Genomic DNA, 21,253 nt, shown 5'->3' with positions numbered 1-21,253 from the left:
CTGACCGGCCGCCGGATCGCCGAGTACCTGCTGGAGCACGAGATCGGCCGCGGCGGCATGGCCGTCGTCTACCGCGCGAAGGACCTGCGGCTCGGGCGTACGGTCGCGGTCAAGCTCCTCGCCCCCGAACTCGCCCGCAACGACACCTTCCGGCAGCGCTTCGCCCATGAGTCGCGGGTGGCCGCCTCCCTCGACCATCCGCACATCGTGCCGGTCTTCGAGGCGGGCGAGACCGAGGGAGTGCTCTGGATCGCGATGCGGTACGTCGAGGGGAAGGACCTGCGGGCGCTGCTCGACCGGGACGGGCCGTTGTCCATCGAGGCCGCCTGCCGGATCGCCATCCAGGTCGCCTCGGCCCTGGATGCCGCCCACGCCCACGAGTTGGTGCACCGCGACGTGAAGCCGGGGAACATCCTGGTGGCGGAGGGCACCGACTCCGACCGCCCCGAGTACGTCTATCTGACCGACTTCGGGCTGACGAAGAAGTCGCTGTCGCTGACCGGCTTCACCTCGGTCGGCCAGTTCGTGGGGACGCTCGACTACGTGGCACCGGAGCAGATCTCCGGCCGCCCGGTCGACGGCCGGTGCGACATCTACAGCCTGGCCTGCGTGGTCTTCGAGTCGCTCACCGGCGTTCCCCCGTTCCGCCGGGACGACGACATGGCCCTGCTGTGGGCGCACCGGTACGACGCGCCGCCCGTGCTGTCCGAGGAGCGGCCCGAACTCCCGCCCGCCGCGGACGAGGTGATGGCGAGGGCGCTGGCCAAGGCGCCCGGTGAACGCTTCGACACCTGCCGGGAGTTCATCTCCGAGCTGCGGGCGGCGGGCCGGACCGTGCGGCCGGAGGAGAGCGAGCCCGCCGCGCGGCGCACACCGACCCGGGTCGACACGGCCGCCCCCGGGTGGCCGGAACCGTCACCGCCGCCGCCACCGCCTCCGGCCTGGGCGTCCCCGGTGTTCGGCGCCCCCGGCCCGTAGTCCCGTCCCGTGCTGCCCAGCCCGTGGATGGACGCGTCCGTGAGTTGCCGCGTCCGTGGGTTGCCGCGAGCACTGCGTGGCGGCGGCAGAGCGTCGCGGCCGCCGTCACTCCACCGCGCCGCGGTGACGTACGCGGCGGGCGAGCAGGGCGCCGAGGAAGCCCGCGACCAGCCCCCAGAGCAGCCCGAAGCCGATCAGCGGCAGGAAGTTCGGCTGCAGGGACACTTCTCCGCCCAGGCCCCCTCCCAGGTCCCCGAGGCCGATGACCGTCAGGCCGTAGTGCGCGGAGATCCGCGTGAGCAGCCCGATCACCAGCATGGTCACGCCCAGCGCGAGCGCCGTGCGGACGGCGAGCTGCCAGGGCTTCGTACCGGCCGGGGAGCGGACCGCGACCAGGAATCCGGCCGCGAGCAGCAACACGGCGGCCACGACCACGAGGAGCCAGGCGCGGCCGTCGTTCTCGGCGAGCGTGCCGAGGTCCAGGGTCGCGTTCCGGCCGCCGGAGGTACGCAGCACCTCGTCGAGGACGTGCGGCATGGGCAGGCCGATGCCTTCGGCGACATGGCCGTCGTACGAGCCGCCGGTACCGATGCCCAGCGCCATCCACGCCAGATTCGGCAGGCCGAGGAGGATCACCGCCATCGTCTCGGCCTGGTGCCCGTGCGTGATGAGCGTGATCAGGCCGATGACGAGCCCGATCACGACGTAGGCGAGCAGCAGCAGGACCATCGCGTGCGCGGGCGGCCGTACGGACTCCTGGAAGCGCAGCAGCCGCGACGGCAGGGGCGCGCGGCGGGAGACGAGGAACGTCAGCGCCAGCACGGCGAGCAGCCAGAGGAGGCCGTACCCCAGCGTCGAACCGATCTCGGCGCGGAAGCCGACGGTCGGGGCCGCTCCCAGGGCCTCGCCGATGTCCTCGGCGATGCCGTCGCCGAGGGAGAGGCGGAAGGTGTGGCGGGCGACGAGCGCCAGCACCAGCAGGGCCACCAGCCAGAGCACCGCCACGCGCACGACCCGTCCGAGCACCTCGCGGCTGTCGGCCACGGCGCGGCGGCGCAGCGGGATAAGGAAGACGAAGGCGGTGGCCAGGGCGCCTGCGAGGGTCACGGACAGCGGTACGGCGTTGAGCCCGGCGTCGGTCTGCGCGATGAATCCGGCGTCACCGTGCAGTTCGACGTCACCGCCGACGGCGATCACGACGGCGGCCGCGACGACCCGGGGGAACGCACCGCCGGGCAGGTCGGTGGCGCCCGCCGCCCACAGGCCGAGCGTGGCGACGACCCACATGGTGACCACGCCCGCGGCCACGGCCGCGAGCGCGTCGCCCCAGGCCCGCACCGGGTGCAGTGCGGGTCCCGCGGCGCCCGCGGGAGCGGCTTCTCGCGTACGACTCACCCGTCCGCCTCCTGCCCCTCTCCCGCGCGATTTCCGGCGATTCACACCTTTCGTCCACGGTAAGCACGGGGGCGCCACACCGCTTGCGGGGGGCGTGGAACAGGAGCACACAATGAGCAGGGAGGGATCAAGCGGAATCAAACGGGTCCGAGCGGTACCAAGCTGAAATCGATCGGAAGAAGTTCGTAGTTCACCCCGTCCTACGCCCGACGCCTTCGGAGGAACCGCCCGTGACGTCCCAGCCGCCCTCGGACAGCAACGAGCCCCCGACAGGGCCGGGCGCCGAGCCGCCGACCGGCCCGCCGTCGGGACCTCTCTCCGGACGGCCGCCGAGCGGTCCTTCCGGGCCGGAGGGGCGCCCCTCGGGCCCCGCCCAGCCGACGCCGCCCCCAAAACCGTCCGAGCCATCCGGACCCTCACAGCCGTCGGGACCGGGCGGGCCTCCGGGCGGACCCGGGGAGCCGGGCGGTCCCGGTCGAGGAGGCGAGGGCGGCGGCCCCGGCGGCGAAGGACCGGAGGGCGAGGGTCCGGGAGGCGAGGGACCCGGGGGCGAGCGGCCCCGGGCCTGGTGGCGGTCCGCTCCGCGCATCGCGATCATCACGGGCATCGTGGTGATCGCCGTCGTGATCGCCGTCGTCCTGACCCGGTCGACCGGCGAGCAGGAGTCCCAGGAACTCTTCCTCCAGGCCGCCTCCTCGCAGGGCCCCGATCCGTACAGCGGCTCGACGGCGGAGCACTCCTCCGCGATTCCGCCGACCGCGACGCCGAGCGCACCGCCCAGCGGAGCCGGCGGCACGCGCAGCATCGAGGGTTCGGCACCGGGCCTGTACGGCGGAACCCGCGACTCCTCGAGCTGCGACGTGGAGAAGCAGATCGACTACCTCTCCTCCGACCGCTCCAAGGCGAAGGCGTTCGCGAGCGTGGAGAAGATCGACGAGGACGCGATCCCGTCGTGGTTGCGCGCCCTCACGCCCGTCCAGCTCCGCGCGGACACCCGCGTCACCAACCACGGCTACAAGAACGGCGAGGCCACCAGCTACCAGGCGGTGCTGCAGTCCGGTACGGCCGTCCTGGTCGACCGGCGCGGCGTGCCGCGCGTGCGCTGCGCCTGCGGCAACCCGCTGACCCCGCCGGCGGCCATCACGGGCACCCCGGAGCAGCGCGGCAACGCCTGGCCGGGCTACGACCGCTCGAACGTCGTGGCGGTCGCGCCCTCGCCGCGGGACGTCGACTGGTTCGTCCTCTTCGACCCGTACACGGGCGGCTGGTTCGAGCGGCGCTCCGGCAACACGGGCGGCGCGGACCGGCCGACGACGCCTCCGAGCGACGATCCGTACGAGACGTCGTCGCCCAGCGGCGACACCTCGCCCTCGTCGCCCGCGCCGGACGCGTCACCTCAGTCCCCTGGAGACCGGTCGCCGGAGCAGCCCGGCACGCCCGAGCAGCCGGACGAGTCGCCGGCACCCGAGTCCCCGGGGCAGCCGGAGAGCCCCGCCAGCCCGGGAACGCCGCAGAGCCGGGGCACGCCGGACCGGTCCGCACCACCGCGGGCGCCGATGACGTAGAACCGCGGGGGTCGCCGGGGGACCTGCGACGCGGAGAGGGGTGGCCAGGACCGGCGGGTCAGACCAGCAGCAGGGCCCTGCCGAGGATCTCGCGGGCCTCCAGTTCGGCGTGCGCGTCACCGGCCCTCTCCAGCGGGAAGGCGCGGCCGATGACGGGCCGGATCAGGCCCGCCGCGGCCTCGGACAGCGCCAGCGCGGTCAGCCGCCGGGCGTCCGCGCCCTTGAGCTGCACCTGCTCGATCCCGGACAGCATGACGCCCTTGCTCCGGGCCTCCTCGGGGTCGATCGGCGCGAACGCGTCACCGGGTGCGCCGTGCGCCGAGAACATCCCGCCCTCCGCGATCACGTCGAACGCCTCACGGCCGATCCGCCCGCCCGCCCCGTCGAAGACCACCTCGGGTCCCTCGCCCCCGGTCAGCGAGCGCAGCTGGCCCGGCCAGCCCGGCTCGGTGTAGTCGACCACTGCTTCGGCTCCCAGCTCCCGCACCAGGTCGACCTTCTGCTTGCCGCCCGCGGCGCCGATGACCCGCCCGCCCGCCGCGTGGGCGAGCTGGACGAGCAGGCTGCCCAGGCCGCCGGCGGCCGCGAGGACCAGCACCCATTCGCCCGGCCGGACGGGGAAGAGTTCCGCGAGCCGCATCGCGGTACGGCCGTCGTACATGAGCGCCGCGGCCTCCTGCAGTCCCAGGCCCTCCGGCACCGCCACCAGATTCTCGACGGGGACGGCCACCCGCTGGAGATAGGCGCCCTGGTCGCCCGTGTCGGTGACGACCCGCCGGCCGGTCCACGCGGGGTTCACCCCCTCCCCGACGGAGATCACCTCACCCGCGACACCGGACCCCGGCACGTAAGGCGGTTCAATCGTGAACCACGCGCCGCCCCAACCGCGCCGGGTCTGCGTGTCGAGGAAGAGCAGCGGTACGACACGCACACCGACCACCGCTTGGCCAGGGCCCGCCTCGGGGTCCGGCGCCTCCTCCACCACCAGCACGTCCGGTTTCCCGAACTGCACCGCTCTCACCACACGCATACCGATCACTCCCCGTCCGGAACGGACCGGACGTTCCGGTACCTGCAGTCCCAGTCGAACCTTGACCGGGGTGGAGGTCAACAGGGCGCGGGGAGCTGATTTGCGCCGGATGTCCCTGCGCATGGTGTCGGCGCACGGTCCCGGCCGTGCGGAAGGCGGGCCGAGACGGTGCAGGGGCGGCCCTCACGGCGGAGGAAGGAGACCGGAGCCGCCGGCTCAGTTCTCCATGGTCTCGGCGGTGACCCAGGCGAGGTAGTCGGCGCCGCCCTTCACGACGGGTGTCGCGATGATCTCCGGGGTCTCGTACGCGTGCGTGCCCTCGATGTACGCCTCGAGCTCGCGGTAGCGGGCCGCCGTCGTCTTGAACAGCACCTGCCACTCCTGTGCGGTCTCGATCGCGCCCTCCCACCGGTAGACGGAGGTGACGGGGGCCGAGATCTGCGCGCAGGCCGCGACCCGCGCCCGAATGGCCCCGCGGGCGAGTGCCTCGGCCTTCTCGGCGTCGTCGGTCGTGGTCATCACGGTCAGGAATTCCGCCACGTCCACTCGTCCCTCGCTTCCTCGACCGGCCTCTCCTCGAGAGCGCCCGGTCGTTCGTCCCGGCCGATCGTCCCGGCCGATCGGCGCGCCGCGAGCATACGGGCGTACGCACCCCGGGCGCCCCGCGCGAGGGCGCGTGCCGCGGACGCGTCGCGAGCCCGCGGCGCAGCGGGCCGTGGCGGCACGGTCAGCGGGAGGCGATGAGCGCGACGGCCGCGCCCGCGCCGAGGAGCCCCGAGAGCAGGCCGAGCAGGGCCGCCGGCCCGGCGGTCAGGCCACCCACTGGTCGTAGGCGAGCTTGCAGACCAGGCCGACGACGACCACCAGCAGCACGACCCGTACGAAGCCGGTCCCCTTCTTCAGGGCCATCCGCGCGCCGGTCATGCCGCCCGCCAGGTTGAAGACCGCCATGAGCGCGGCCAGCCGCCACAGGACGGTGCCCTGCGCGGTGAACACCACCAACGCGCCCAGATTCGTGCAGACGTTGACGACCTTGGTGGTCGCCGAGGCCGTCACGAGGTCCATGTGCAGGATCGCGGCGAGGGTGATGACGAGGAACGTGCCGGTGCCGGGGCCGATCAATCCGTCGTAGAAGCCGATGCCCGCGCCCGCGACGAGGATCGCGGCGAGCACCCGCCGGCGGGTGGCCGGGCCGGGCGCCGGCGCGGTGCCGAAGGACGGGCGGAGGAGGACGAACGCCAGGACCCCCAGCAGGACGACCATGATCAGCGGCCGGAGCACGGCGCTGTCGATACCCGCCGCGAAGAAGGCCCCGCCGAGCGAACCGCCGACCGCGGCGAGCCCGATCCGTACGGCCATGCGCACGTCCACGGGCGCCTTGCGCGTGTAGGTGACGGCCGCGGCCGAGGTACCGACCACCGAGACCGCCTTGTTCGTCCCGAGGACGTACGCGGGCGCCAGGTGCGGCAGGCCGACCAGCAGCGCCGGGAGCTGCAGCAGGCCGCCGCCGCCCACCACGGCGTCGATCCAGCCGGCCGCGCCCGCGGCCAGGCAGAGGAGGAGCAGGGTCGTCAGGGGTATGTCGGGCATCGCGGTGGTGCGGTCGCTTTCACGGGTGGGGTGACGGGGCGGCTCAGCGGGCGGCGGCGCGCCGCATCGCGTAGCAGCGGCGCAGCCAGCGGGCCCGGCCGGGCGGGGCCGGGTCGAAGGAGACGCGCCGGTGCATCACCCTACGGTTGTCGAAGATGTGGAATCCGCCCGCCTCCACGGTCACCGGTACGCCCGTGAGCCCGGCGAGGCACTCCTCGAACGACCGCAGGGCGGCGCGCGCCCACGCGGTCTGCCCGGTGACGCGGCCGGGCCCGTAGCGCAGGGCGTCGTGTCCGTCGGGGAGCGTCCACAGCACGGGGACGTCCGTACGCTGCGGGCGCCCGCCCCCGGCACCCGTGTACGACTCGGGGGCGCTGACGGCGAATTGGGGCCGCCGCAGCTCGACCGCGACCTGGGCGGGGAGGGCGGCGACCACGGTGTCGAGCGGCAGCAGCTCGGTGGGGATCCCCTCGCTGTTGCGCATGCCGTAGAAGGACAGGAAGTGCGGTATCGCCATCGAGGCGGCGGCGCCCGCGCGGTGGTCGAGCACGGAGTCGTCGGTGTGCCAGCCGAGGTGGCGGGCGTGGCCCCAGGAGGTGGCTGTGCGGGCGGCCTCCGGGTGCGGGGCGACGTTCCGGATGAGGCGGCCGGCGTTCTCCCACACGTAGGCGACCGGGGTCATGCCGAGCAGGTGCAGCAGCCCGAACTGCACGAGATTGGGCACCTGGAGGACGGCCTCGTCGCTGAATCCGTCCTGCGGGGTGGGGACGGGGCGGTCGGGTTCCGGCAGGTTGGTGAAGTTCAGCCAGGGTGTGGAGGCGTGGCGCCAGTCGGCCAGGGCTTCGAGGACCTCGCAGGGGAGGTGGTTCCGTAAGTGTTTCGCGCCGTGTTCCAGGTAGGGGCGCACACAGGTGTCGGGAACGGCTTGACCGAGTTCCGTTTCCGTCACGGCACCCAGGGCGGCCGCGGCGGCGTCGCGTACGGCGTCGGAGACGCGGATGGGGCATGTGGGGGGAATGTCGGGCATGAACCCGACCCTAGGCATGGCTCCGCCGAACTCCCGCCGGATTTGAGGGACATCTGAGGTTTCCCCAGAAGGGCGAAGCGGCCGGTACTCCCCGTCCGGCGGGAGGATCGCGGGGCTTCCGGGGGCTCACAGCCGCCCGGCGCCGCCGCTGAGGGCAGCGTTGCGCGCGGGAAACAGGCGCGATGCGGAGGGGAAATGTGCGGCGCGCACGCTTCGGGACATGGCTCCTCCGACGAACGCCCGCACCCGCCGCTCCGGCCGCCGCATCGTGGTGGTCGGCGGCGGCATGGCTGCCGCCCGGCTGGTGCAGCAACTGGCGGCGGGCCGGAGCGGCGGCCTCGCCACGGGCCACCACGATGCGGCGGCCACCGGCCCGGCCGCCCCCGCGGACATCGCGGACCTCGCGCCCGACGTCACCGTCATCGGCGAGGAGCAGCACCCGCCCTACAACCGGGTGCTCCTCGCGGAGGTCCTCGCAGGCCAGTACGCCCCCGCCGTCGTCGAGCTGCCCGCACCCCCGGCCACGGCCCACTGGCTGCGCGGCGTCCGGGCCGTACGGCTGGACCGCGCCGCGCCGGAGGTGGTCTGCGACGACGGGCGGCGCGTGCCGTACGACGCGCTGGTCCTCGCGACCGGATCCAACCCCGTACTGCCGCCGCTGCGCGGCCTGTTCGAGCCGGACGGCCGCGAACTCCCGCTGGGCGTGCACGCCTTCCGGACCATGGACGACTGCCTCGCGCTCGCCGCCGCCGTACGGCCCGACGTCCGTGCGGTGGTGATCGGCGGCGGGCTGCTGGGCGTGTCCGCGGCACGTGCACTGGCCCGCCGCGGCGCGCAGGTCGTCCTCGCGCACCAGGGCGAGCACCTCATGGAGCGGCAGCTCGACGACGGTGCCGCCCGTCTCCTGCGGCGGCACCTGACGGAGCTGGACGTGGAGGTGCACACCGAGTGCCGGGTCCGGGGTCTGCTGACGGGGCCGTCGGCGTCACACGGTGGCCCACAGCGGGCGGTCTCGGCCGTCGAACTGGCCGACGGATTCCGGCTCGACGCCGATCTGGTCGTGCTCGCCTGCGGGGTCCGGCCCCGTGTCGGTCTCGCACAGGCCGCCGGGCTCGACGTCAGGCGCGGCATCGTCGTGGACGACGCGCTGCGCACCTCCGACCCGCGCATCCACGCGATCGGCGACTGCGCCGAGCACGACGGAACGGTGTACGGCCTGGCGGGTCCGGCACAGGAGCAGGCCGACGTCCTGGCCCGCGTCCTGCTCGCCGGGGGAGACGCCGACGCCCGTTCCGCTGCCGCCGCTCCCCCGCGCTACACCGGCACCCGCGCCCTGACCCGTCTGACGCTGGCCGCCCGGCCCGCGACACCGGCACCTGCACCGGCACCTGCACCGGCACCTGCACCGGCACCAGGACCGGCCCCGAGCGCGCAGAAGCGGTCCGCGGAGAACGCGGAAACGGCGGACGCAGGCACCCTCGCCGGCGACGCCTCGGGCGCCGTCCCCGCCACCCCCCGCCCCCTCGACCTCGCCGCCTTCGGCGAGACCACCCCCGCCCCCGGCGACGACGTGGTGCACCTGTCGGATGCGACCCGCGGTGCCTACCGCAAGGTCGTCGTCCGCGGTGACCGCCTCGTCGGGGGCATCCTGCTCGGCGATCTCGGCACCGTCGGCGCGCTCGCCCGCACCTGGGAGGGCGACGAGCCGCTGCCCTCCGCTCCGTTGCTCCACCTGCTCACCCACGATGGAGGCCACTGACATGCCGACCGCCCCGCCGACCGCACTGCCGGCCGAGACGCCGGACGGGTCGTCCCCCACCATCGTCCTCGTCGGCCACGGAATGGTCGGCCAGCGATTCCTCGAGGCGCTCGCCGCCCGCGGGGTCACCGAGCGGGCGCGGGTCGTCGTGCTGTGCGAGGAGCCGCGGCCCGCCTACGACCGGGTGCGGCTCACCTCGTACTTCTCGGGCACCACGCCCGCCGAACTCGCCCTCGGCGAGGCGGACTTCATGGAGCGACACGGCATCGAGCTGCACCTCGGTGACCCGGCGGAGTCCGTGGACCGCGCGGCGCGCACCGTCACCTCGCGCGCCGGTCGGGTCGTGCCGTACGACACGCTGGTGCTGGCCACGGGCTCGTACCCCTTCGTGCCGCCCGTCCCCGGCAAGGACGCCACCGGCTGCTTCGTCTACCGGACCATCGAGGACCTGCTGGCGATCGAGGCGTACGCCGCGGGCGCGAGGACCGGGGCGGTCGTGGGCGGCGGGCTGCTCGGCCTGGAGGCCGCGGGCGCGCTCAAGGGACTCGGACTCGACACGCACATCGTGGAGTTCGCGCCGCGGCTGATGCCCGTCCAGGTGGACGACGGCGGCGGCGCCGCACTGCTGCGCACCATCGAGGGCATGGGCCTGTCGGTCCACACGGGGGTCGGCACGCAAGAGGTCACCACCGACGAGAGCGGGGCCGTCGCGGGCATGGCCCTGTCCGACGGCTCGACGCTCGCGACGGACCTGGTCGTCTTCTCCGCGGGCGTGCGCCCGCGGGACGGACTCGCCCGCGACTGCGGCCTGGAGGTCGGCGAGCGCGGCGGGATCACCGTCGACGAGACCTGCCGGACCTCGGACCCGGCCGTCTACGCGATCGGTGAGTGCGCACTCGCCGCCGACGGGCGGGTCTACGGCCTGGTGGCGCCCGGCTACGAGATGGCCGAGACCGCGGCGGGCGCCGTCGCCGCCGCCAACGCCCACACCACCGCCGCGCCGGAGCTCGCCGGCTTCACCGGCGCCGACACCTCCACCAAACTCAAGCTGCTCGGCGTGGACGTCGCGTCCTTCGGCGACGCGCAGGGCGCCGCGCCCGGCTGCCTCGACGTCGTCTACGCCGACTCCCGCTCCGGCGTCTACAAGAAGCTGGTCGTCGCCGCGGACGGCACCCTGCTGGGCGGGGTCCTGGTCGGCGACGCCGAGGCGTACGGGATGCTGCGTCCGCTGACCGGCTCCGTACCGCCCGTGGCGCCCGAGCAGTTGGTGCTCCCGGCCGGAGCGGGAGCCCCCGCCGCCCTCGGCCCGTCCGCCCTCCCCGACGACGCGGTGATCTGCAACTGCCACAACGTCACCAAAGGCACGGTGCGCGCCGCCGTCACCGACCACGCCTGCACCAGCCTGCCCGAGGTCAAGAAGTGCACCAAGGCGGGCACGGGCTGCGGCAGTTGCGTCAAGGTCCTCACCTCCCTCGTCAACGACGAGCTGGAGGCGAGCGGCGTCAGCGTCGAGACGGGCCTGTGCGGCTGCTTCGCGCACACCCGCGCCGAGCTGTACGAGATCGTGCGCGTCCGCGGCCTGACCACGTACGCCCGGGTGCTCGACGAGCACGGGCGGGAGGAGGCGCGGGGCGGCGACGGCTGCGAGGTCTGCAAGCCGGCGGTCGGCTCGATCATCGCCTCGCTCGCGCCGACGCTCGGCGCCAGCGGCTACGTGCTCGACGGAGAGCAGGCGTCGCTGCAGGACACCAACGACCACTTCCTCGCCAACCTCCAGCGCAACGGCTCGTACTCGGTCGTTCCGCGCATCCCCGGCGGGGAGATCACCCCGGAGAAGCTGATCGTCATCGGCGAGGTCGCGCGGGACTTCGGGCTCTACACGAAGATCACCGGCGGTCAGCGGATCGACCTGTTCGGGGCGAGCGTCGACCAGCTCCCCAGCATCTGGACCCGCCTGGTCGACGCCGGATTCGAGTCCGGCCACGCGTACGGCAAGGCGCTGCGCACCGTGAAGTCCTGTGTGGGGCAGACCTGGTGCCGCTACGGCGTGCAGGACTCGGTGCGGATGGCGATCGGTCTCGAACTGCGCTACCGCGGCCTGCGCAGCCCGCACAAGCTGAAGTCGGCGGTCTCCGGGTGCGCACGGGAGTGCGCGGAGGCGCGCGGCAAGGACTTCGGCGTCATCGCCACGTCCAACGGGTGGAACCTGTACGTCGGCGGCAACGGCGGCGCCGATCCGCGCCACGCCGACCTGCTGGCCCAGGACCTCGACGACGCGCAACTGATCACGCTGATCGACCGGTTCCTGATGTTCTACATCCGCACCGCCGACCGCCTGGAGCGCACCTCCGCCTGGCTGGAGCGCATCGAGGGCGGCCTGGACCACGTCCGGGACGTGGTGGTGCACGACTCGCTCGGGATCGCCCGCGAACTGGAGCGGCTGATGGCCGACCACGTGGCGCACTACCGCGACGAGTGGGCCGCCACCCTCGAGGACCCCGACCGGCTGCGCCGTTTCGTCTCCTTCGTCAATGCCCCGGGCACGCCCGACCCCTCGGTGCGGTTCGTGCCCGAACGGGAGCAGGTGAAGCCGGACCTCGCCGTCCTGGCCGCCGGCCCCGTCCTCCCCGTCCGCACCCTCGAAGGGAGCTCAGCACGATGACCCTCGCCCCCGCCACGACCGATCTCCGCGTCGAACTGCTCGTCGACCAGGAATGGTTCGCGGTCTGCGACCTCGCGCACCTCAGTCCCGGGCGGGGGGTGGCCGCGCTGCTCCCGGACGGGCGGCAGGTCGCGGTCTTCCTCGACCGCTCCGGCGCCACCTACTGCGTCGGGAACCAGGACCCGTTCACCGGCGCCTACGTCCTCTCCCGCGGACTGCTCGGGCGCACCCAGGCAGGGCGGCCCTTCGTGGCCTCGCCCCTGCTCAAGCAGCGCTTCGACCTGACGACCGGGCAGTGCCTGGACGACGGGTCCGTGGCGGTACCGGCGTACGAGGTGCGCATCGCGTAGAGGGGGGCGCATCGCGAAGAGCAGTGCGCATCGCGGAGAGCGTCCGCCGCCGGGTGGCACGGACCGTCCCGCTGACCCGGGCGGCGCCGGCGTGCGCCGTGCCCCGGCGCGCCCACGGGGGGCGCGCCGGGGCCGCGGGCACGGCGAGGTCGGTCGCTCTCGCATCCGCGTCCCGCCACGCCTAGGCTGACTGACGGGTAACCGATGGCGACGCACGGCGGACCCCGCGGTACGTCCCGCGGCGAGGCGAGGAGAGCAGCAGCCATGAAGCGCTGGACCGCGAGCGACATCCCCGACCAGAGCGGGCGCACGGCCGTGGTGACCGGCTCCAACAGCGGCATCGGCTACGTCACCGCCCGCGAGCTCGCCCGCCGCGGCGCCCGGGTCGTCCTGGCGTGCCGGAACGAGACGCGCGGCAAGGAGGCCGAGTCGCACATCCGCAGCGAACTCCCGCAGGCGGACGTGGAGTTCGTCCATCTGGACCTGGCGGATCTGGCCTCGGTCCGCGACTTCGCCCGCGCCTTCGGCGACGAACGGCTCGACCTGCTCGTCAACAACGCGGGGGTCATGGCACTGCCGCACCGCAGAACCGTCGACGGCTTCGAGATGCAGTTCGGCGTCAACCACCTGGGACACTTCGCACTGACCGGCCTGCTGCTGCCGCGGCTGCTGGACACGCGCGGGGCCCGGGTGATCAGCGTCTCCAGCTTCGCGCACACGATGGCCAACATCGATCTGCGCGACCTCAACAGCGAACGCGGCTACCGCCGCTGGATCGCGTACGCGCGCTCGAAGACCGCCAATCTGCTCTTCGTCCACGAACTGGCGCGGCGCCTCGCCCGGGCCGGTTCGGACGTGGTCGCCGCGGCGACCCACCCCGGCTACGCGGACACCGGCCTGCACACGGCGGGCGTACGGATGGAGGGCCGCAGGACGGCCGAGCAGATCGTGGACCTCGCACGCCGGCGCTTCGCGCACCCCGCGGAGACCGGCGCCCTGCCGACGCTCCACGCCGCCACGGCCCCCGCCGTGGCCCCGGACTCCTACACCGGCCCGCGGCGCGGCGGACGGGAGCCCGGACCGGCGTTGCGGGCGCCCTGGTCCCGCAACGACACGGCGGGCGTACGGCTGTGGGGTGCGTCGGAGCGGCTGACGGGTGTGACGTACGGGGCGCTTGAGCTCTGAGGGGTCGCGGGGGCTCAGGGCGGCGGCGCGCTGACCGTCCGGCCGATGCCCCCGGAGTCAGCGACGCCACTGCCGCCCCGCCCCCGACGTCACCGCGGGGCAGCGCCCGAAGACGTTGCCGCGGATACGGCGAGGGTCAGCGGCGCAGGTCCTCGGCCGCGTCGGTGACGCGGGCGATCAGCCCCAGCAGGGTCTCCCGCTCGTCCTGGTCCAGCGGGGCCAGGAAGACCCGGTTCATGCGCGCGGTGCGGGTGACCGGTCTGCGGTGCAGCCGTGCGCCCTCGCCCGTCGCCTTCAGCACGTTGCGGCGGCCGTCGAGCGGATCGCGTACCCGCTCCGCCAGGCCGCGGCGCAGGAGAGGTGATCGTATAGTCCCGCCCGCGGCGCCGGTCCCACCCAGGCGGACGTCGACCGCGAAGTGGCGGCGATCCACGCGGCATACGCGGAGACGCGTGCCGCGGGCGCGCCCCCGGCCCACCATCCGCCCCGCGACTTCCCGCCGTACCGGAGCAGCAGGCTCCGGCACCCGCACCGGCCGCTCGTCCCCGTGCACGCCGACCCGGAGACCGTCGAACTGCACACACCGGTCTTCGGTGCCACCGATGCCACCGAGCACGACAGCGATCTGACGGCGCAGCACCACGGCGAGCCGCTGGGCGAACGCATCACCGTCTCCGGACGGCTCCCCGACGGCCGGGGCCGCCCGGTGCGCGGGCAGCTCGTCGATCTGTGGCAGGCCAACGCGGCGGGCCGGTACACGCATCCGCCCTGCTGGCCCACCTCGGCGCGCCCGTCGGCCGTACGTGACCGGGCTCCTGTCCGCCCCGACCGCCGCCCCCTCCACCGGAGTTGAGGCGTCCGCCGTCGTCCCGGCGGCCGGGGGCCGTCGGCGGTCCGCCGTTCACTCTCCGTCCATGCTCCGGCCCTAGGGTTCCTCCGCGCTGCCTCCCCGCCGCCGTCCGGCCGCGGGCGACGTCACAACTTCTCCGGAGTGACCATGGAACGCCGCAGCCTTCTGCGTGCCGCAGTCATCGGCACATCGGCCGCCGTCTTCGGCGCAACCCTCGACCGCGGCGCCGCCTACGCGGCGCCGGCACAGCCCGGCCCCGGCCCGTACGGTGCCCTCGGCGCCGCCGACGCCAACGGCATCCGCCTCCCCAGCGGGTTCACCAGCCGGGTGATCGCCCGCTCCCGGCAGACCGTGCCGGGCACCTCGTACACCTGGCACGACGCTCCCGACGGCGGCGCCTGCTTCGCCGACGGGACCGGCTGGATCTACGTCTCCAACTCCGAGATCAACCCCGGCGGCGGGGCCGGTGCGGTGAGGTTCGACGCCTCAGGCACCGTGACCGGCGCCCACCGCGTGCTCAGCGGCACCCGGCAGAACTGCGCCGGCGGCGCCACCCCGTGGAACACCTGGCTCTCCTGCGAGGAGGTCTCCCTCGGCTCCGTCTACGAGACCGACCCGTGGGGCGTGAAGGCGGCCGTCCGGCGCGACGCGATGGGCCGCTTCAAGCACGAGGCAGCCGCGGCCGACCCCGTCCGCACAGCCGTCTACCTGACCGAGGACGAGAGCGACGGCTGCTTCTACCGCTTCCTGCCCGGCACCTGGGGCGACCTGTCCTCCGGGACCCTGCAGGTCCTCACCGCCGGCAGCGGCACGTCCGGCTCCTTCTCCTGGGCTGACGTCCCCGACCCCGACGGCTCGCCCACCGCCACCCGCGACCAGGTCGCGGGCGCGAAGCGCTTCAACGGCGGCGAGGGCTGCCACTACGCCGACGGCACGGTCTGGTTCACCACCAAGGGCGACAACCGCGTCTGGCAGCTCGACCTGGCGGCCGCCCGGTACGAGCTCGCGTACGACGACTCCCTCGTGCCGGGCGGGGCCGCGCCCCTGACGGGCGTGGACAACGTGACCGGCTCGTCCTCCGGCGACCTGTTCGTCGCCGAGGACGGCGGCAGCATGGACATCTGCGTCATCACGCCGGACGACGTGGTCGCACCGTTCCTTCGCGTCGGCGGCCAGTCCGCATCGGAGATCACCGGACCCGCCTTCTCCCCCGACGGACGGCGGCTGTACTTCTCCAGCCAGCGCGGCACCAGCGGCAGTTCGTCCGGTGGCATCACCTACGAGGTCACCGGGCCGTTCCGCTCGTAGCCGCCGGAAGCTCCTGAACACCCGGCACCGCTGCGGCGCCGCCCCGCAGCAGGGCGGCGCCCAGCGGTGTCAGCGTGTGCAGCACGGCGTTGCCGTGCCGCAGGGTGAGGACGAGGCCGGCCTCGCGCAGCACGCTCGCGTGCTGGCTGGCCGATGCCGCCGACACCCCTACCCTGCGCGCGAGTTCACCGGTGGTGCAGCCCTGCCCTATGGTCTGGAGCACGGCGGAACGGGTGTGCCCCACGAGCTTGCCGAGGGAAGCCGGGTCCTCCGCGTAGGACCGCACGGGGGCGGTCGAGGGGGCGGACTCCTCGGTGTGCTGCACCGGATAGACCAGCACCGGGCTGAGCTCCCGGTCGTAGTAGGTCACCGGGGTGCTGCGGCAGAAGAACGACGGCTGGAGCAGCAGCCCCCGGCCGCTGAGATACAGGTCCCGGTCGACCGGGTAGTCCGCCTCCAGCACGGGTGAGCGCCAGCGCATCATCGGCGGCAGCGAGGCCAGCAACTGATCGGCGCCGCCGTCGAGAAGGGCCCGGCCACGAGCCGCCCGGTCGGCCTCTATCTGCGCCCGTACGTGCGGCCAGTACGGAGCGATGGCCGCCTTGTGATAGCTCCGCAGGATGCCGATGAGCCGGCCCAGCGCCCCCGCGTCGCCGTCGCCGAGCGCGTGCACCCACGCCTGGCGTGAACGCTGCTTGCCCAGCAGCCGTACGTCCCGGTGCAGACGGTGGTCCGGTGTCTCGCGCAGCGCCTCGATGGCCGGCTCCACACCGATGGCGCCCTCGGGCGGCGTGAGGAAGTCGGGGAAATAGCCCCGGGTCGGAACGAGCGAGGCGAGCAGGCGTGTTTCACCATTCAACCGGGTCCGGGTTTCCCCTCGCCATTGCCGGAAGACCGACGCCCCCCGTTTGTCGCGTAGTCGATGGAAACTGAGGATGGATTCCCACAGCGCGTCCGGACGTGCGGCTATCCGGATCCGGGCGAGGTCGAGCCCGGTGAAATGGATGCGTAGCACCAAACCCCCACAAGTGGCCCCCCGCCTTTGTCCCGGTCACCGAGTATGCACTCCGGCACGGACGGTGACCACGCCCTTTTGGCCACAGTTGAAACGGGTCGCCGCCATACGCCCGAAACGAAATGCTGTATGTCGTTGGGCACACGGAAGCCGCCGATGCAGCTGTTGTGGGGGCAGTACGGCGACCGCTTCCGGGCGGCTTTGGGTACCGCCATGTGTCCGGCAGGGGTTACGGCCTGCGGTCTGGTACCTCGAGCCCGTCCGGACCGCAGGCCGACACCCCGCCTCCTCGCACCACTGGCGCATGACGAGAATCCGCCCGGGAAATGCCCCGGGCGGATTCTTGGCTTGAGGTTGCACCCAGCGTCGCCGAAGAAATCCGGACACGCCTCAGGGCCCTGCGAGGAGACTTGGGCCGCACCAACACCCCTGATGTGACAGCGAGTTAAGCGCGTACATTCCGCACGGCCCACGCGGAACACCGCCGTCCGCGCCTGGCTCCTTATCAACAATCACCCCGGAAAAAGTGACCCGCGTCATACGACGCAGCCTCATCCGGAACATGCGCTTCTGAACTCGTGTCGAATAAGCGGGCGATGAGGCTCCGCACACGCGAGCGGCTGTAAGCGTTTACCCGGGCTGTGACGGATCCGGGCGACGGACCCGAGGACCCTCACCACCGCTCGGATGCGGGGGGGCGGGCCGCCACTTCGCGAAGACGAAACCCCGTTGCCGCAGCGGCTCTTGTGCACCCGGCCGACGACATACGGGGCCGTGCGGGTCACGACTCGTCGTCGGGAGAGGATTCGCCGAGGGAGACTCCCGACGCCAGGGTCTGATCAGCGGCGTTGTAGACGTTCACCGTCGCGTCGGTCCTGGTCTCTTTCCAGTCGGCGTAGGCCCAGGCGAGCGTCATGCCCGGTGACGAGTCCAGCGCTCCGTCCTGCTTCAGCAGCGTGGGATCGTCGTCGAGATCCGTACCGATGTGGACGTTCCCGTCCCGCGTGTCGATCATCGAGATGACCGTGAGGACATGCCCGGCGGCCTTCTTCTGCTCGGCCGTCCCCTTCGCCCTCAGGTGCTCGCGGAACTCGCGCGCCGACTCCAGGGCGGAGTCCGGGCTCTCGATCCGTGGCATGCGCCGGTGCGCGCTGCTGTCCTCCGTGTCGCTCCCGAAGGAGAAGGAGAGACTCAACGGCGTCCACCCGAACACCAGGAACAGAACGCTGAACGCCACCAGCAGGAACAACCCGGCCAGGGCCAAGGGGCGGTGTGGCTGCGACTGCACGTCTTTCCCTTCCACGGGTCAGCCGGTCCAGTCCCTGGGCCGAGGGCATCCGGCGCAGGTGGACTTCACCGAGGTGCCGCGACGCAACTCGGGACGACTCGACACTGTGCCGTGGCGGTTCCGTAGCGGTGAAGAGCCGCGCCTACTCAGGTCCGCGGCGGTCCTGGACCGAAGCTCCGGAACCGGCGCCCACCAGAAGTCGCGACGAGGGCGCGTGGGCCTCAACGCGGGGTTCAGCGGCAACCGACGTCAGCAGACTCCATGTGCCTGCTCAGCAGCGGAGCTCGGCCGTCTCCCCGGATGACGCGGGAAGGGGCGGCACCTCCGCACAAGGTACCGCCCCTTCCAGGGTGCCGGGTCGCCGCCGGGCTTGAGGGAGTCCCGCGGCAGCCCCGGTCGCTCGGCGGCCCGTCGGCCCCCGGCGGTCCGCCGGGGCCGACGGGCCATCCGTCAGCGGGAGTCGCTGCCCTTGCTCGCCGCGGCCGCGCGGCCCGCCTCCAGGCGCGCCACCGGAATCCGGAACGGCGAGCAGGAGACGTAGTCCAGCCCCACCTCGTGGAAGAAGTGGACCGACTCGGGGTCACCGCCGTGCTCACCGCAGATGCCGAGCTTGAGGTCGGGACGGGTGGCCCGGCCGGCCTCGGCGGCGTTCCGTACGAGCGAGCCGACGCCGTCCTTGTCGATCGTCTCGAACGGGGAGACGCCGAAGATGCCCTTCTCCAGGTACGCCGTGAAGAAGCTCGCCTCCACGTCGTCACGGGAGAAGCCCCACACGGTCTGCGTGAGGTCGTTCGTCCCGAAGGAGAAGAACTCAGCGGCCTCCGCGATCTGACCGGCCGTCAGCGCGGCACGCGGCAGCTCGATCATCGTGCCGAGGGAGATCTTGAGCTCCACGCCGGTGGCCTTCTCGACCTCGGCGATGACCTGCTCGGCCTCGTCGCGGACCAGCTCCAGCTCCTGGACCGTGCCCACCAGCGGGATCATGATCTCCGCACGCGGGTCGCCCTGGCCGCTCTTGCGCTGCGCCGCTGCCTCCGCGATCGCCCGGACCTGCATGGTGAACAGACCGGGGATGACCAGGCCCAGGCGGACACCGCGCAGACCCAGCATCGGGTTCTGCTCGTGCAGCTTGTGCACGGCCTGCAGCAGCCGCAGTTCGTTCTCGTGCTGCTCGTGACGGGCCTCGGCCAGCGCGACACGGACCGAGAGGTCGGTGATGTCCGGCAGGAACTCGTGCAGCGGCGGGTCGAGCAGACGGATCGTCACCGGCAGACCGTCCATGGCCTCGAACAGCTCGACGAAGTCCTGCTTCTGCAGCGGCAGCAGGGTCTTCAGCGCCTCCGAGCGCTCCTCGTCGGTGTCGGCGAGGATCAGCTTCTCGACCAGCTCGCGCCGCTCACCGAGGAACATGTGCTCGGTGCGGCACAGGCCGATGCCCTGGGCGCCGAAGCGGCGGGCGCGGCCCGCGTCCTCGGCGTTGTCGGCGTTGGCCCGCACCCGCAGACGGCGGACGCGGTCCGCGTACGCCATGATCCGGTGCACGGCGCCCACGAGTTCGTCGGCGTCCTCCGCCCCGGCGTGCATCCGGCCCTCGAAGTACTCGACGACGGGACTCGGTACGACCGGCACCTCGCCGATGTAGACCTTGCCGGAGGAGCCGTCGATGGAGACGACGTCGCCCTCCTCGACGACCGTCCCGTCGGGGGTCGTCATCCGGCGCCGCTTGGTGTCGACCTCCAGTTCCTCCGCGCCGCAGACACAGGTCTTGCCCATGCCGCGGGCGACGACGGCGGCGTGCGAGGTCTTGCCGCCGCGGGAGGTGAGGATGCCCTCGGCGGCGATCATGCCGTTGAGGTCGTCGGGGTTGGTCTCACGGCGGATGAGGATGACCTTCTCGCCGGAGCGCGACCACTTGACGGCCGTGTACGAGTCGAAGACCGCCTTGCCGACCGCCGCGCCCGGCGAGGCGGCGATGCCCCGGCCGATCTTCTCGGCGGCGGCGGACTCGTCGAAGCGCGGGAACATGAGCTGCGCGAGCTGGGCGCCGTTGACGCGCTGCAGCGCCTCGGCCTCGTCGATCAGGCCCTGGTCCACCAGCTGCGTGGCGATCCGGAAGGCCGCGCCCGCGGTGCGCTTGCCGACCCGGGTCTGGAGCATCCAGAGCTGACCGCGCTCGATGGTGAACTCGATGTCGCACAGGTCCTTGTAGTGCGTCTCGAGCGTTTCCATGATCTGCATCAGCTTGTCGTACGACGCCTTGTCGATCCCCTCGAGATCGGCGAGCGGCACGGTGTTGCGGATACCGGCGACGACGTCCTCGCCCTGAGCGTTCTGCAGGTAGTCGCCGTAGACGCCCTGGTGGCCGCTGGCGGGGTCGCGGGTGAAGGCGACGCCGGTGCCCGAGTCGGGGCCGAGGTTGCCGAAGACCATGGAGCAGACGTTGACCGCGGTGCCGAGGTCGTGCGGGATCCGCTCCTGGCGGCGGTAGAGCTTGGCGCGCTCGCCGTTCCACGAGTCGAAGACCGCCTTGATGGCCAGGTCCATCTGCTCACGCGGGTCCTGCGGGAACTCGCGCCCGGTCTCCTTGAGCACGATGCCCTTGAAGTCCTCGACGAGCTGCTGCAGGTCGGCGGCCTTGAGGTCGACGTCGGTCGCCGCCCCCTTGGTCTGCTTGGCCTCCTCGAAGGCCTCTTCGAAGAGCTCGCCGTCGACGCCCAGCACGGTCTTGCCGAACATCTGGATCAGGCGGCGGTACGAGTCCCAGGCGAAGCGGTCGTCCCCGGCCTGCGCGGCGAGACCGGTGACCGACTCGTCGGAGAGGCCGATGTTGAGGACGGTGTCCATCATGCCCGGCATGGAGAACTTCGCCCCGGAACGTACGGACACCAGAAGCGGATCGTCCGCCTGACCGAGCTTCTTGCCCATCGTCTCCTCGAGGGCGAGGAGGTGGGCGGCCACCTCGTCACGCAGTGCCGCGGGCTCGGTGCCGCTGTCGAGGTAGACCTTGCAAGCCTCGGTGGTGATGGTGAATCCCGGAGGCACCGGAAGCCCGAGGTTGGTCATCTCGGCGAGGTTGGCCCCCTTGCCGCCGAGCAGGTCCTTGAGGTCCTTGTTGCCCTCGGTGAAGTCATAGACGAACTTCTGGGACTCAGGCTGCGATACGTGGGGATCTTTGTTTTCCGACACGGGATCTCTACACCTCGCTGGGGTACCGCCGGACGGCGTCTGGTGGGGCTGCCCTGACGGCCGGG

General features: G+C 72.8%; 16 protein-coding genes and 1 pseudogene. 8 read left to right on the top strand and 9 right to left on the bottom strand.

All coding sequences use genetic code 11. From position 1 onward, the window contains the following. On the top strand, positions 1–978 hold the full coding sequence (locus tag ABZ822_RS10580; RefSeq protein ID WP_360850490.1) for a serine/threonine-protein kinase: 978 nt from the start codon (positions 1–3) through the stop codon (positions 976–978). A gap of 105 nt (positions 979–1,083) precedes the next feature. On the opposite strand, the gene ABZ822_RS10575 is transcribed toward ABZ822_RS10580, so the two are convergent. Next, positions 1,084–2,325, bottom strand: a complete 1,242-nt coding sequence (locus tag ABZ822_RS10575) for a streptophobe family protein (protein WP_360850487.1) — start codon at positions 2,323–2,325, stop codon at positions 1,084–1,086. Positions 2,326–2,981: 656 nt separating this feature from the next. On the opposite strand from ABZ822_RS10575, the gene ABZ822_RS10570 reads away from it, so the two are divergent. Continuing rightward, on the top strand, positions 2,982–3,938 hold the full coding sequence (locus ABZ822_RS10570; RefSeq protein ID WP_360850065.1) for a DUF6777 domain-containing protein: 957 nt from the start codon (positions 2,982–2,984) through the stop codon (positions 3,936–3,938). Between the two features lie 58 nt (positions 3,939–3,996). Here the strand turns inward: ABZ822_RS10570 and ABZ822_RS10565 are convergent, their stop codons facing one another. The 4 genes from ABZ822_RS10565 to ABZ822_RS10550 all read right to left on the bottom strand — a co-directional run bounded on the left by ABZ822_RS10565 (position 3,997) and on the right by ABZ822_RS10550 (position 7,585). Continuing rightward, the gene (locus tag ABZ822_RS10565) at positions 3,997–4,968 is read right to left on the bottom strand and encodes a zinc-binding dehydrogenase (RefSeq protein WP_360850062.1); all 972 of its coding nucleotides are present in this window, start codon (positions 4,966–4,968) and stop codon (positions 3,997–3,999) included. A 216-nt stretch (positions 4,969–5,184) separates the two neighbouring features. Further along, on the bottom strand, positions 5,185–5,508 hold the full coding sequence (gene cutA, locus ABZ822_RS10560) for a divalent-cation tolerance protein CutA (RefSeq protein WP_360850059.1): 324 nt from the start codon (positions 5,506–5,508) through the stop codon (positions 5,185–5,187). Positions 5,509–5,778: 270 nt separating this feature from the next. Beyond that, positions 5,779–6,558 (bottom strand): TSUP family transporter, encoded by a 780-nt coding sequence (locus ABZ822_RS10555; RefSeq protein WP_360850056.1) that lies wholly within the window; start codon positions 6,556–6,558, stop codon positions 5,779–5,781. A gap of 43 nt (positions 6,559–6,601) precedes the next feature. Further along, entirely contained in the window at positions 6,602–7,585 is a 984-nt protein-coding gene (locus ABZ822_RS10550; RefSeq protein WP_360850053.1) for a TauD/TfdA family dioxygenase, read from the bottom strand. A gap of 220 nt (positions 7,586–7,805) precedes the next feature. On the opposite strand from ABZ822_RS10550, the gene ABZ822_RS10545 reads away from it, so the two are divergent. From ABZ822_RS10545 to ABZ822_RS10530, 4 genes are all read left to right on the top strand, one after another. Beyond that, complete coding sequence (locus ABZ822_RS10545; protein ID WP_360850050.1) at positions 7,806–9,344, top strand: FAD-dependent oxidoreductase; 1,539 nt, start codon at positions 7,806–7,808, stop codon at positions 9,342–9,344. A 1-nt stretch (position 9,345) separates the two neighbouring features. Next, positions 9,346–12,006: a nitrite reductase large subunit NirB gene (gene nirB, locus ABZ822_RS10540; protein WP_360850047.1), complete on the top strand. Its 2,661-nt coding sequence runs from the start codon at positions 9,346–9,348 to the stop codon at positions 12,004–12,006. Beyond that, positions 12,003–12,356, top strand: a complete 354-nt coding sequence (gene nirD, locus ABZ822_RS10535) for a nitrite reductase small subunit NirD (RefSeq protein ID WP_360850044.1) — start codon at positions 12,003–12,005, stop codon at positions 12,354–12,356. Before nirB ends, nirD begins: the two co-directional genes overlap by 4 nt. 264 nt (positions 12,357–12,620) lie before the next feature. After that, positions 12,621–13,541: an oxidoreductase gene (locus ABZ822_RS10530; protein ID WP_360850041.1), complete on the top strand. Its 921-nt coding sequence runs from the start codon at positions 12,621–12,623 to the stop codon at positions 13,539–13,541. Positions 13,542–13,677: 136 nt separating this feature from the next. Here ABZ822_RS10530 and ABZ822_RS10525 read toward each other — a convergent pair whose 3' ends face one another. Next, positions 13,678–13,974, bottom strand: a complete 297-nt coding sequence (locus ABZ822_RS10525; protein WP_360850038.1) for a MarR family winged helix-turn-helix transcriptional regulator — start codon at positions 13,972–13,974, stop codon at positions 13,678–13,680. Here ABZ822_RS10525 and ABZ822_RS10520 point away from each other — a divergent pair. Together ABZ822_RS10520 and ABZ822_RS10515 are read left to right on the top strand one after the other, a co-directional pair. Continuing rightward, a pseudogene (locus ABZ822_RS10520) lies at positions 13,960–14,304 on the top strand (protocatechuate 3,4-dioxygenase subunit beta); the annotation flags it as partial. The gene ABZ822_RS10525 and the pseudogene ABZ822_RS10520 sit on opposite strands and share 15 nt — an antisense overlap. A gap of 234 nt (positions 14,305–14,538) precedes the next feature. Then, positions 14,539–15,699, top strand: coding sequence for an alkaline phosphatase PhoX (locus ABZ822_RS10515; RefSeq protein ID WP_360850034.1), 1,161 nt, complete (start codon positions 14,539–14,541; stop codon positions 15,697–15,699). On the opposite strand, the gene ABZ822_RS10510 is transcribed toward ABZ822_RS10515, so the two are convergent. From ABZ822_RS10510 to ppdK, 3 genes are all read right to left on the bottom strand, one after another. Further along, positions 15,677–16,714, bottom strand: a complete 1,038-nt coding sequence (locus ABZ822_RS10510; protein WP_360850031.1) for a helix-turn-helix domain-containing protein — start codon at positions 16,712–16,714, stop codon at positions 15,677–15,679. The genes ABZ822_RS10515 and ABZ822_RS10510 overlap by 23 nt on opposite strands. A gap of 781 nt (positions 16,715–17,495) precedes the next feature. Next, positions 17,496–18,002 (bottom strand): hypothetical protein, encoded by a 507-nt coding sequence (locus tag ABZ822_RS10505; RefSeq protein ID WP_360850028.1) that lies wholly within the window; start codon positions 18,000–18,002, stop codon positions 17,496–17,498. 450 nt (positions 18,003–18,452) lie between these two features. Continuing rightward, positions 18,453–21,188, bottom strand: coding sequence for a pyruvate, phosphate dikinase (ppdK, locus tag ABZ822_RS10500; RefSeq protein ID WP_360850025.1), 2,736 nt, complete (start codon positions 21,186–21,188; stop codon positions 18,453–18,455). Positions 21,189–21,253: the final 65 nt, after the last annotated feature.

The sequence above is a fragment of the Streptomyces sp. NPDC047108 genome, assembly GCF_040643575.1.
In the GTDB taxonomy this organism is placed as follows: domain Bacteria; phylum Actinomycetota; class Actinomycetes; order Streptomycetales; family Streptomycetaceae; genus Streptomyces.
This window is presented reverse-complemented; position numbering and strand designations above follow the sequence as displayed.